We start from the raw sequence: 12,343 nt of genomic DNA on the forward strand, positions 1-12,343 counted from the left end.
TTCATCATTCCCCTTACTCGAATTCATCAAATCCAACGGATAACTTTGAATTATCTTCATTAATTCCGAAAAAAAGAGCAACCCGCCCACCGGATTGCTCTTCTCTCTCCCCGTCCCCCACTTATCCCCTACACCCGAAAATCCTTCCTCGGATGCTTAGCCATAAGTATATCCTTCTGCTTTTCCACCGCCACATGGGTATAAATCTCCGTAATATTAATAGAACTATGTCCCAGCATCTCCTGAATAAACCGTATATCAACATCCGCTTCCAACAAACTCGTCGCAAAGGTATGCCGGAACATATGAGGCGTAATATGTAATTCTATGGAGGCCAGTGCAGTATATTTATTAAGCATCCTCCGAACTGCCTGATCCGATAAAGCATTGCCGGCCTGATTGACGAAAAAGTTCCCGCAAGCCTGGATTTCTCTGAAAAAGCCATTTTTATACTTTTTCAAAATCTGAATCACAGACTCATTGCCGATCTGAATCCGCCGTTCCTTATGACCTTTTCCATAAATGAGTACTGTGCCGTCATGCAGATTCACATCAGTCACTTTCAGGGAACAGAGTTCCGATATTCTCATTCCGGTGGCAAATAACAATTCCACAACAGCGGCGTCCCGCAGGGCGTTTCTCTTTTGATATTCTGTTTTGGCGTGATGACACTGTTGATAAATGGCGGCCAGAAATAGTTCAACTGTGTGCAAGGGGATTGTTTTGGGTAAGATCATGGGTTCCCGAAAACGTATCTGCATTTTGCTAAAAGGATTTCTGTCAATAATTTCCTTGTATTCGAAATAATGGAACAGAGCCTTGACGGAGGCGATTTTACGTTTGGCAGTTCTGGGTTTATACTGTTTATGAAGTCCGGCAATATATTGTTCCAGTTCAGGCGGCGTAATTTCCGCCACTTCTGAGACAGTAAGGCCTTCAGAAAATTGCCTCAGATCAATCCCATAGGCTTTTAATGTTTTTTCATCCAAACGTTTCTGAGAATTGCAATAATTCAAGTAATTTTTGATGTGTGCTTGTAAATTGTGCATGGTATTTTCTCCTTTGTATGAATTTCCCTCTCAAGGATAATATTATACATAAATTTACCGATATGTCTGAAAATTTATTTCTGACTAAAATTGCTTGACTTCATCATCCTACAGATGTAATATTTAAAACAATAAAATCTTACATAAGTAATAATTTGAAACCATATAGAATTGAAAGGAACAGGTGATTGCCATGAAAAAAAGGAACAGCGTAAGCAAAATATTGTCTTTTGCAGTGTTTATTCTTCTGGCCGCTGGCTGCAAGGAGGAAGAACAGAAAATATCAAACCTTCCTCTTACAGTAGCAGAAACAGAGGAATCCGATTCTGATGAAATTGAGCATATAGCGGCAATTTACCGTGATATTTACACGGAGGCAGAAGAAACAGACACCATAGGTTCTTTGGATGCCATGCGCCGTATTCTTATACGGCTTGGAGAATACGGATATTCGGCTGTGGACAGTGAGAATCAGGTCAATATGACGAAACCGGAACAGGTGATGGATTTCTGTAAGGCGGCAGAAGAACAGAAATTTGCAGAGGTGACGATTCTTGTGGTTACTGATTCCGGATTGCGGAAATTTGATTTAAAAACAGAGGCGGGCAGGATCAATGTGTCCAGGGAATACTATCAATATGATGAAAACGGTTCTTTGCAAAGCATTGATACGGCAAGTTATCCTGCCGATATCTGGCAATTTACCGAAGAGGGATACTTCATTTTTGAAGGAAAATATTATTCAGATATCAATTATGTGCTTACCTTAAGCGATAAGCCGGAATATACGGTGCTGCGGGTATTGCCGTTGGATGAAGCATGCAGGGAATGGAATCGGAAATATATTTTGTCGGCAGGGTATGGGAAGAATAATATATTTCTTTCTGACTGGAGCGAAGAAGATTTCGGAGCTTTGGATTTGTATGATGTGTTTGATGTTTTTTATCCCAGTCTCTATCAGAAGCCGGTTCCCTATACTGCGGATGGGAATTTAAATGTGGGAGCAGTGTACCAGATACCGGAGGATGAATTTGAACCTGTTATTCTGGCCCATTTTAACATAGACAGAGAAATCCTTCGTACCAAAACCGTCTATCTTCCGGAAAATGCAGCTTATGAATACAGGCCCAGAGGATTTTATGAGGTTGATTATTCTGAACTTCCATATCCGGAGGTGGTGGACTATACGGAAAATCAGGACGGGACAATCACACTGCTTGTCAATGCAGTGTATCCCGATGGAAAAACGTCAAAATTATTTTCCCATCAAACGGTGATTCGCCCCTTCAGGAATGAGGGAGAGTTTGGAAGTGCAGATAATGCAGAAGTTTTACTGTCAGGTGAGGAACGCTTTTGTTATGTGTCAAATCAGGTGATTTTTTCCACCATGACGGAGGGAACAGGCAAAGGGCAGGAGAGGCTTTCCACAGAAAATGCTCATATTTTTTGGTGGCATTCCGATCGTTTGACTAAGGAAGAATGGGAAGAAATATACGGAGGAAAAGAGTAGGATAATGGAAAGAAAGGTACAGAAGAAAAGAACAGGAACTAAAAATATATGGGAGAAAAGAGCAGGAACAATGGAAAGAAAGGTACAAAAGAGAAAAATAAAAAGAGGCAGCCGAAAAAGAATAAAAGTGAAACGCCGCTTACTAATTGCTGGCGCATTGGCTGCGGCAATATTGCTGTTGATCAGCACAGGACGCATGTTTCAAATAAGTTCTGGCAGAATGGGGAAAGAAAAGCAAGTTTCAAAAATGCTTTGGGAACTTTCGGCGGAAATTTTAAGCAGCGCTTCCGCAAAAGAAGCTGCGTCAGAAAGCCAGACGGAAAGCAATATAGAAAGTCCGGCAGGCGGCCAACCAGAATCATCCTCCTGGCTGCTGCCTCAGGCGGCGCAATGCCTGTTTACCGAAGCGGAAAAGGAGAAATTGGAGAAAGACGCACTGGCGGCGGCAGAACAGGCGCAGGCAGTGTATCAAAACGTGGAATTTACCAATGATTCGCCCAACAGTTCCAAAATCAGAGATTTTACAAGAGAGAAGCGCAGACAAGCCGTGGCGCTTCTTGGAAAAGCAGGATTTGTCAGCGTCACAGAAAATACTAATATGGAAAATTACGGGGAAGTGGAGGAATTCTATGCCGCATATATGGAAAAGCGAGAGGCAATGGTAACTGTGTTTGAAGTGGATTTGGATGGAAGGATTGGAGCCACAACATTTCTCTGCAGAGACGGCAGCCTGCAGACATATTATGTTGGAATTGAGTGGCAGGCGGAAAATACGCCAGAGGATACTTTCAGGCCATATGGCAAAATTAGGGAAACCTCAGTGAGCAATATTGCGGAACTTAAGCTGACGGAAAAAGGATATTTGATTTATGCCTATGAAGATGTGATCGCCCATGCCAGTCTGCGCCAGTGCTGGCGGGTAAAACCTCTTTCTGACAAATGCAGGGAATTTACAGAGAAATTTATTTCCGGCTTAAGCTATGTGAATTACAATGTCCTTGTGACAAACTGGGACAGAAGCAACGCAGAAGATATTTTAATGCCGTGCATGTTTGAGGATATTTACCGCATGGATACCGGAGAAATCCTTAAGGCAGAAGACGGAAGGATACCGGCAGAATTATATGAGCGGATTATGACTGCTTATTTTCCGGTATCCAAAGAACAGGTGAGGGAAAAGTGCGGATATGAGGAAAGTTCCGGCAGTTATCCCTATGAGATGATTTATGCCGTTCCTTATCCGCCTTTTGGCGAGGTTGTGGATTATACGGAACATGAGGACGGAAGCATAACGCTGTTTGTGGACGGGGTATGGGCCGATTACAATTCGGATCTTGCATTTACAAATGAAATCCTTGTGGCGCCATTTTCTGACGGGATCTTTCGCTACCTTTCCAACCGGATCCAGCAAAAGGAATTGGAATTGCCGGCAGGAGGAAGCAAAATTCTGGGCAGCGGGCTCAGATTGATAGTATATTCAGACTTGTAGGTTTCCATATAATTGAAAAACGCTATATTCTCATAATGATGCGGCCGGAATATGATTTTCTGCGATCCAATTCCCGGTTGGGCAGCAGAATCATTTTGTTGGGTTTAGGAGGCAGTTACGCCTATGGGACAAGCAATGAAAACAGCGACATTGATTTCCGAGGAGTGACATTGCCGCTGCGTTCGGATTTGCTGGGGCTTACAGCCTTTGAACAATACGAGGATTCCGCTACCGATACGGTGATTTATTCTTTTAATAAAATGGTGAAGCTGTTGTTAGAGTGCAATCCCAATACCTGTGAAATTCTGGGGCTGGATGAGGAACAGTATCTGATTAAAACGTCCATTGGGCAGGAGTTAATTGACAACAGCAGCCTGTTTCTGTCACAGAGGGCTGCCAAGTCTTTTGGAGGATATGCCAGCGCACAGCTTCGCAGGCTTCAAAACGCCATTGCCGGGGAAGCTTTGCCTCAAGCGGAACGGGAGCGGCATATTTTAAATTCGGTTCAGAATACGCTGGAGGATTTTCAGAGCCGGTATGGAAATTTTGAATATGGAACGGTTCATCTCTATCTGGATCAGGCGGTAACTGCCGGGATGGACATGGAAATTTTTGTGGACGCCAGACAGACTCATATGCCTCTGCGGGATTTTTAGAAAATGTTCGGCGCATTGAATCATGTGGTTTGGGATTACGACAAGATTGGCAAACGCAATAAGAAAAAAGATGACAATCATCTGAATAAACACGCCATGCATTTGATACGCCTGTTTCTGATGGCAATTGATATTTTAGAGCAGGGGAAAATAAAAACCCATCGGGAGGATGATACGGAGCTTCTTTTGAAAATCCGATCCGGCGGTTTTTTAAAGGAAGGCGGAACCTTTGACGCAGAATTTTACCAGATTCTGGAGGACTATGAGGAGCGGCTGAAGCTGGCGGCGCAGCACAGCATTTTGCCCAAACAGCCGGATCTGGATCAAGTGGAGGCGTTTGTGGAGTCGGTAAATCAGCGGGCAATTGAGTTACAAAGCTGTTCCAATAACGGGAAAGGAGGCAGTCTGTGAGAAATATTTTAGAAGAAATTCAGGAGAAATTATCGGAAATAGAGAAAAAGAAAATGTGACGATTTTGCTTGCTGTGGAATCTGGCAGCAGGGCGTGGGGGTTTGCTTCTCCGGACAGTGATTATGATGTAAGGTTTATTTATGTCAGAAAGCCCAAGGATTATCTGAAGCTAAAGGAATTGAAGGATGTCATTGAATGGCAGCTGGATCATGTGTTGGATATCAACGGATGGGATTTGAAAAAAGCTTTGGTGCAGTTTCATCGGGGCAATGTGACGCTGTTTGAGTGGAGCAACTCACCGAACGTTTACAAAAAGACAGCTTTATGGGAAGAAATATATGAGAAAGCAAAGGCGTATTTTTCGAAAAAAGCAGCGGTATATCATTATTATGGAACAGCCCAAAGTACGTTCCAGGGATATCTGCAGGAAGAACAGGTCAGATATAAAAAATATTTTTATGCGCTGCGTCCTCTTCTGGCCTGCAGGTATGTGGAGGAGTACGGCACAGCGCCGCCGGTATTATTTGAGGATTTGCTGGGCCTTGCGCTGCCTGACGATTTGCGCCAAAGCATAGAGGAACTGTTGGAAATTAAGAAGAAAACAGACGAGAAGGAGCGTAAGCCCCAGATACCAGTGATTATAGAATTTATCCGGGAGGAAATAAAATGTCAGAAGCAAATTGCAGATGCAATGGAGGATGACAGAAGGATAGAGTAGGATACCCTGGATCGGATTTATCGGGAGCAGATTTTGTGTGACATGGCGTAATTTTGAATCTGTTCTGAAATCCAGCAGAGATTTTCGTGAATTCTCAACTATTTAGAAATTATTCAAAATGCTTATTGACTGTCAGAGAAAAAAGAAGTAAAATAGTATTTAGAAAATATTCTAAATACTGTGGGGTGATTTCTATGGGATTTGCAGAAACCTTTAAAGCGCTGTCAGACCCGGTCAGAAGGGACATTCTGACGCTTCTGAAGCAGAACCGCCTGTCTGCCGGTGAAATTGGCAGTAATTTCAATATGACAGGCGCAACCATTTCTTACCATCTGAATGTGTTAAAGAAGGCAGAACTGGTGTATGAGCAGCGGGAGAAGAATTATATCTACTATGAGTTGAATGCATCCGTGCTGGAAGAAATTCTAATGTGGCTGTCAGATCTGAAAGGAGAGAAGGATTATGAAGTTGTGGAAGGAAAATAAAGGATTTATTGTGATAACAAGCTTGATTACCTTACTTCCCATGGCAATAGGAATTCCGTTGTGGCAGGAGCTTCCGGATACGGTGGCTACTCATTTTGGATCAGGAAATGAACCAAATGGATGGAGCAGCAGGGAATTTGCTGTTTTTGGCCTGCCCTTGTTTTGCCTTGCGGCCCATTTAGTCAGTGCGGCTTTTACTGCAGTGGACCCGAAGAAGCAGGGAATCGGCAGGAAGGTATACCGTATGCTGATTCTTATATGTCCCGCCGCTTCTCTGGTGTGCGGGCTCAGCATTTACAGTTATGCTTTGTCCTGGGATATCAATATAGAATTTTGTGTGAAATTGTTTATGGGAATCCTGCTTATTATTGTGGGAAATTATCTTCCAAAAATCCGGCAGAATTATACCGTTGGATTAAAATTTCCGTGGGCGCTGCATAATGAAGAAAACTGGAATCGGACCCACAGGCTTGCCGGAGGGCTTTGGATGCTTGCCGGAGCGTTTTTTATCCTGGATGCCTGGTTGAACCTGAGAGGGATGTGGTTTATATTTGCAGGCATGGTTCTGGTTCCGGCAGTATATTCGCTGATTCTTTATCTCAGGAAACAAAGTCAGAGCAGCTAGAACAGACAGTCTGGTTTTCCTGTTGCCAGTCCCATTGTTTGGCGATATAATATACTTTGAAACATGCATATTTGCCAAATGATTTGCGATTTGTCCTGAAAGAATAAGGAGCTGCTGTCAATTCATTTGGTTCATGGGCATAACGACAGCTTTAAGGACAGGGAGCGCACAGGATGAACACTATTTACCGGGACATTTTCAGAGCTATTCATGAAGGAAAATGGCTCAGCATTGAATACCGCAATAAGGAAAACCAGATTTCAAAATACTGGATTGGCATTTACGACCTGAATCCGGCAAAACGCACGCTGAAAGTGGAAGGTCTGCACCTGGGCAGATACACCACGGAAACGTTTGATGTGATTTATATTGATTCCATTCTGTCTTCCAGCATTGTGGAAGGCTCTTATTGTCCTGTAAATCAGGAACTGGTCAAAGACATTTGTTTTAATCCCCATAAATATAAAGAACTGTTTGAGCATACGGTAAACCTGAAAATACTGAATTACCTGGAAATGTGCAACCGTATGGATACCGTTCCCTATCATTCGGATTTTGAACTGATCCGGCATTTGGATCGAGAGAGCTTCCACGGGGAGGATTATCCCCTGAACGAAGATCAGTTCCGTATGATTGTGAAGTATTTCCAGTATGGAACGAGAGAGAAAAAAGACGGTAAGCTGCGGCTGAAGCAGCTTGCCATGAATGTGCTCAGTATTCACACACCGAGAGGGTTGTATGTTTTGGCTTACCGGAATCTGCAGCTGGATGTGAAGCGCAGGCTTCTGCACCCTGAGGAGGACATAATCATCTGCACCGAATATACCCTGGAGGGCAGAAAGGAAAACATTCGGAAATATCTGGATGCAGAGGAATATGAGCTTTTGAAGGAGTTTGAACAGAACCAGGAACGGATCAAAGACTGCATTACAGATCATGGCAGACAGGATGTGGACGACATGCCTTATATGATTGGGCTGGGGATGGATATTCTGCTGGATCTGCATAAGGAATATGAGGCAATTATTGAGAGGTATCAGCAGGAGGAAGTAACTGCGCCTATCCGTGCTTTTTTCGGGGAAATGATAAGCCGGCCGGTGCGCAGGAAGGCATATCCCATTGTGCTGGCGGATCGGAAAGTGAATCTGGATCAGCTTCTGGCCATTAATAATGCCATGAAATATCCGGTGGCTTATATTCAGGGGCCGCCGGGAACCGGAAAGACCAGCACGATAATCAATACCATTATTACAGCCTTTTTTAATGAGAAAACGGTGCTGTTTGCATCTTATAATAATCACCCCATCAACGGCGTTGTGGAAAAGCTTCTGGGAATGCAATACCAAAAGAACAGTATTCCATTTCCGGTGCTGCGGTTAGGAAGTAATGAGAAGATGCAGGAAGCTTTGGAGCATATGAGAAATGCATACGAGCAAACCAGAAGAATCAAGGTCTATGAGTCCACGCTGGACAGGAACAGAGACGACAGGATCGAACGGGCAAAACGGTTGGCCGGCCTTCTGCGCAGATACGAAGAGCGGCTGGATCTGGAGGAACGTCAGGAAACAATCCACCGGGTGCTGGAGTATGAGAGCCAGCAGAAAATGTCTTTTCAAATGCTGCCTTTTCAGGCGGATTTGCAGGGAAGACAGATGGAGCAGGTGAAGCGCAGAATTGAAAAAACAGGTGATATTACAGAAGAAGAGGCGTTTTCTTTGTTGGATGACAATGTAGAAGAATTGAAAAAATACCTATATTATACATCAGCCCGTTATATTAAGAAAATTGATTTGCCCAGGCACGAGGAACTGAAAAATATCATATTTAACCAGAATAAAAAGGTGCAGCTGGAGGATTTTGCCAAATATCTCAGCAAAAAAGAAAATATCCGGAAGCTGCAGGAGATTTTTCCCATTGTGGCGACCACATGCATTTCCGCCCATAAGCTGGGAGAGCCGGCGCCTATGTTTGATATGGTGATTATGGATGAGGCCAGCCAGTGCAATCTGGCAGTTTCCTTAGTTCCCGTGATCCGGGGCAGCAGCCTGATGCTGGTAGGAGATCCCCAGCAATTAAATCCGGTGATTCAGTTAGAAGAAATGATCAATCAGAAATTAAGGAAAAAATACAATATTTCTGAGGAATACGATTACCGAAAAAATTCTATTTATAAAACATTTCTTGCCTGTGATGCGGTAAGCGATGAGATTCTTCTCCACTACCATTATCGCTGCCATGAGAAAATCATTGGGTTCAATAATAAGAAATACTACAATGAAAAGCTCTGTATCAAATCGAAAAGCGTGGAAGAAGAACCATTGCTGTACATGGATGTAAAAGACAGCCAGAGCAGCGGGAAAAATACTGCCCCTGCAGAGGTGGAGGCGATTATAAGCTATGCCGCTGCAAACAGAGATAAAACTATAGGAGTGATTACGCCTTTTGTCAATCAGCGAAGGCTGTTGGAGGAAGCTGTGAAGGAGGCGCGCCTGGCCAATGTAGACTGCGGAACTGTCCATGCATTTCAGGGAGATGAGAAGGATGTGGTGCTGTTTTCCACCGCCATTACCCAGCAAACCAGACAAGGCACTTATCAATGGCTGAAAAATAATAAAGAGCTGATTAACGTGGCCACCTCCCGGGCCAGGGACAAGCTGGTTGTGTTGGCTGATATGAAACATTTGGACAGGCTGCATCAGCAGGACAGAGAGGATGATTTTTATGAATTGGTGCAGTATACGAAACAAAACGGAATGTCCCAGGTGACTCAGAAAAAAGCCAATTCCAGAGCCCTTGGGGTAAAGCCCTTCAGTACGGAAACGGAGGAAGCTTTTCTGAAAAACTTAAATCATGCGCTGGAAAATATATGGCTGTCTCAAAACCGTTTTCAGGTGCAGGAAAAAGTGGATGTGGAAGAAATTTTTCCAGATGATTGGAGCCGAAGAGAATTATTTTACACAGATCAGTTTGATTTTGTGGTGTATGAGAAACAGGCGGCCGGGGAAGTTCCGGTGCTGGCAATTGAACTGGACGGCCGGGAACATCTGGAAGAGGAAATCCTGCAGCAGAGGGAGAAAAAGAGGCAGGAAATCTCCAGCGCCTTTGACCTGCAGGTGATCCGGGTGGAACATTCCTATGCCAGGCGATATAACCATATCAAAAAGATTTTGATGAATTTCTTTTCCAGGACACGTTAAGGGCAATTTAGTGTTGACAAGATGAAACTACTGTGATAGTCTAAAATCATAGACTACCACAGTAGTTTTTTGGAGGTTTGATATGGAGATTAAATTGTTTGATTCTGAATTAAAAGTCATGGATGTGCTTTGGAGAGAAGGGAACGCAACGGCCAAGTATATTTCAGATGTATTGAAGGAAGAGGTGGGATGGAACAAGAATACCACCTATACCTTAATCAAGAGATGCATGAAGAAGGGAGCTATTGAGCGTTCTGAGCCGAATTTTATGTGCCGTCCTCTGATCCCTAAGGAAAAGGTGCAGGAAGCGGAGACGGAGGAGCTGATCAATAAGATATACGATGGTTCTGCAGATAAATTGTTTGCCGCTTTGTTAAGCAGAAAGAATCTGTCTCCGGAGGAGATTCACAGGCTGAAGCGGTTGGTGGAAGAGTTGGAGTGAGGTGACGGCAGATGACATTGTGGGAGATGAGCATTTCCGGGGGAATTTTAATTTTGGTAATTCTGGTGGCCCGCAGGCTGTTTCAGAACAGGCTGCCCAGACGCACTTTTCTGGTATTGTGGGCGGTGGCTCTTTTGCGGCTTTTTATTCCCTGGACCATTGCGGCGCCTTTCAGCGTTTATTCGTTACTGGAGAGTTCTGGAATTACAGGCGGGATTGAGAAGATTGCAGGCAATACAGGATTAAAGAACAGGGTACAGAATGAAGAACAAAATAATGAAGAAACAAAGCATACCGCAAAAGAGGCTGGGAATGCAGCGATAAGCGAAGAACAGCTTTCTTTTAGCGGCAGTCCAGGGATTTCTCTGTGGAAGGTTCTTTATCTGTGCGGAGGATTGATTTGTGCAGGATTTCATTTGGCTGTATTCCTGAAATACCGCAGGATATTCCAGACTTCACTGCCGGCAGAAGATCCGGCTGCTTGGGAATGGGTGCGGTCTTTTCCGCTGATGCGTAAGGTACAGGTGCGCAGCCTGGATTTGATTGCAACACCCATGACTTACGGCGTGCTGCGCCCTGTGATTCTGCTTCCCAGAGGGATTCAATGGGAAGATTCCCGGCAGATGCAGTGTGTTTTGACCCACGAACTGATTCATGTCCGCCGGTTTGACACAGTCCGGAAGTTTTTGCTTATAATTGCCGTAAGTATCCACTGGTTCAATCCATTGGTGTGGGTAATGTATGTCCTGGCAAACCGGGATCTGGAACTGGCCTGTGATGAAAAGGTGATTGAATATTTCGGGCAGGATTCCAGAGCGGCCTATGCCATGTCTTTAATCAGCCTGGCAGAACAGAAAAGCAATTTGATTTCTTGGGGAAGCGGATTTAGTAAAGATGCAATGGAAGAAAGGATTGTTGCGATTATGAAAAAGAGAAAACCTACCATTGGCTCCCTGGCAGGAGCGGGAATCTTGGTGTTGCTTGCGGCTGTATTGTTTGCTGCCTCTGCGCTGCAGAAGGATACGGGAGAAAATGTTGCGGCAATGGAGGAAAATGGAACTGGGGCAGAACCAGAAGCGGCAGAAAATGATAACAGATTTCTGGCAGAAACGGAAACGGTGAACAATGATAAGGTGCCGGATTTGGAGCAATTCAATGATTCTGAAGGCATGGTTTTGCTTCCTCTGCCCAAGAAGAATCCGTCAGAGGTTTCAGAAGGAATGGATGCTGAGTCGGTATGGGAAGGAAATGCACAGGAAGAGGAACCATTTGTTCTTTTTCTTAGGAATGTTGCCCGAAGTGCAGAATTTTCGGATTATGAGAAATATGGTCTGTCTTATGAGAGTGAAAGCGCCCATTTTCTATACGATGGAGAAATTGTGGGATATTTCAAGGATGAAATGGGGCCGAATCTGTTTCGCAAATTTACAGATGAAGAGGGAACCATAGGGCTGACAGTGAAGCGGGACGCTTCCTGGAAGATGACTGGATTCACGGTAAAAAGTGTGGATGAAATGAAAAGGAGCGGACAGAATGAGACTGTGAGGGAAAGCGCAATTGATTGAAGCCAAGGCCTGGAATCAATGAAAGAACTGCTAATTCCGGGGTTTGTTTGAAAAATAATTTCAGCGGAATATGTTTTTGGGTTTGTAGGAAATTTAGCTGTATTGGTGGAAAAGGCTCCAGGTTTATGCTAGAATATGGAAAGCAAAAAATATTGTACCGGTTATTTTGGAAAGCTGAGCGCATAATAATATGGAG

9 protein-coding genes and 1 pseudogene are annotated in these 12,343 nt (G+C 44.0%); 9 read left to right on the forward strand and 1 reads right to left on the reverse strand.

What is annotated here, in order from left to right; translation table 11 throughout:
• Window positions 1-128: 128 nt before the first annotated feature.
• Complete coding sequence (locus E5329_RS06190; RefSeq protein WP_135988718.1) at window positions 129-1,049, reverse strand: tyrosine-type recombinase/integrase; 921 nt, start codon at window positions 1,047-1,049, stop codon at window positions 129-131.
• A 193-nt stretch (window positions 1,050-1,242) separates the two neighbouring features.
• Between E5329_RS06190 and E5329_RS06195 the strand changes: the two genes are divergently transcribed.
• The 9 genes and pseudogenes from E5329_RS06195 (at window position 1,243) to E5329_RS06235 (ending at window position 12,147) form a co-directional block, all read left to right on the forward strand.
• The gene (locus E5329_RS06195; protein ID WP_135988719.1) at window positions 1,243-2,559 is read left to right on the forward strand and encodes a DUF6070 family protein; all 1,317 of its coding nucleotides are present in this window, start codon (window positions 1,243-1,245) and stop codon (window positions 2,557-2,559) included.
• 70 nt (window positions 2,560-2,629) lie between these two features.
• A complete protein-coding gene (locus tag E5329_RS06200; RefSeq protein ID WP_275443070.1) occupies window positions 2,630-4,048 on the forward strand; it encodes a DUF6070 family protein in 1,419 nt (472 codons plus the stop codon).
• Window positions 4,049-4,083: 35 nt separating this feature from the next.
• Window positions 4,084-5,115, forward strand: a pseudogene (locus tag E5329_RS32105) (nucleotidyltransferase domain-containing protein).
• On the forward strand, window positions 5,069-5,833 hold the full coding sequence (locus E5329_RS06210) for a nucleotidyltransferase domain-containing protein (protein ID WP_275443071.1): 765 nt from the start codon (window positions 5,069-5,071) through the stop codon (window positions 5,831-5,833). The pseudogene E5329_RS32105 and the gene E5329_RS06210 overlap by 47 nt, the downstream one beginning before the upstream one ends.
• Before the next feature lie 194 nt (window positions 5,834-6,027).
• Window positions 6,028-6,318, forward strand: coding sequence for an autorepressor SdpR family transcription factor (locus E5329_RS06215; RefSeq protein WP_135988720.1), 291 nt, complete (start codon window positions 6,028-6,030; stop codon window positions 6,316-6,318).
• Window positions 6,296-6,943, forward strand: a complete 648-nt coding sequence (locus tag E5329_RS06220) for an SdpI family protein (RefSeq protein ID WP_135988721.1) — start codon at window positions 6,296-6,298, stop codon at window positions 6,941-6,943. The genes E5329_RS06215 and E5329_RS06220 overlap by 23 nt, the downstream gene beginning before the upstream one ends.
• Window positions 6,944-7,116: 173 nt before the next feature.
• Window positions 7,117-10,140, forward strand: coding sequence for a DEAD/DEAH box helicase (locus tag E5329_RS06225; RefSeq protein ID WP_135988722.1), 3,024 nt, complete (start codon window positions 7,117-7,119; stop codon window positions 10,138-10,140).
• Between the two features lie 82 nt (window positions 10,141-10,222).
• Window positions 10,223-10,582, forward strand: coding sequence for a BlaI/MecI/CopY family transcriptional regulator (locus E5329_RS06230; RefSeq protein WP_135988723.1), 360 nt, complete (start codon window positions 10,223-10,225; stop codon window positions 10,580-10,582).
• 11 nt (window positions 10,583-10,593) lie between these two features.
• Entirely contained in the window at window positions 10,594-12,147 is a 1,554-nt protein-coding gene (locus tag E5329_RS06235; RefSeq protein WP_135988724.1) for a M56 family metallopeptidase, read from the forward strand.
• Window positions 12,148-12,343 lie beyond the last annotated feature (196 nt).

Origin of the sequence: Petralouisia muris (genome assembly GCF_004793545.1) — a bacterium.
In the GTDB taxonomy this organism is placed as follows: Bacteria; Bacillota; Clostridia; order Lachnospirales; family Lachnospiraceae; genus Petralouisia; species Petralouisia muris.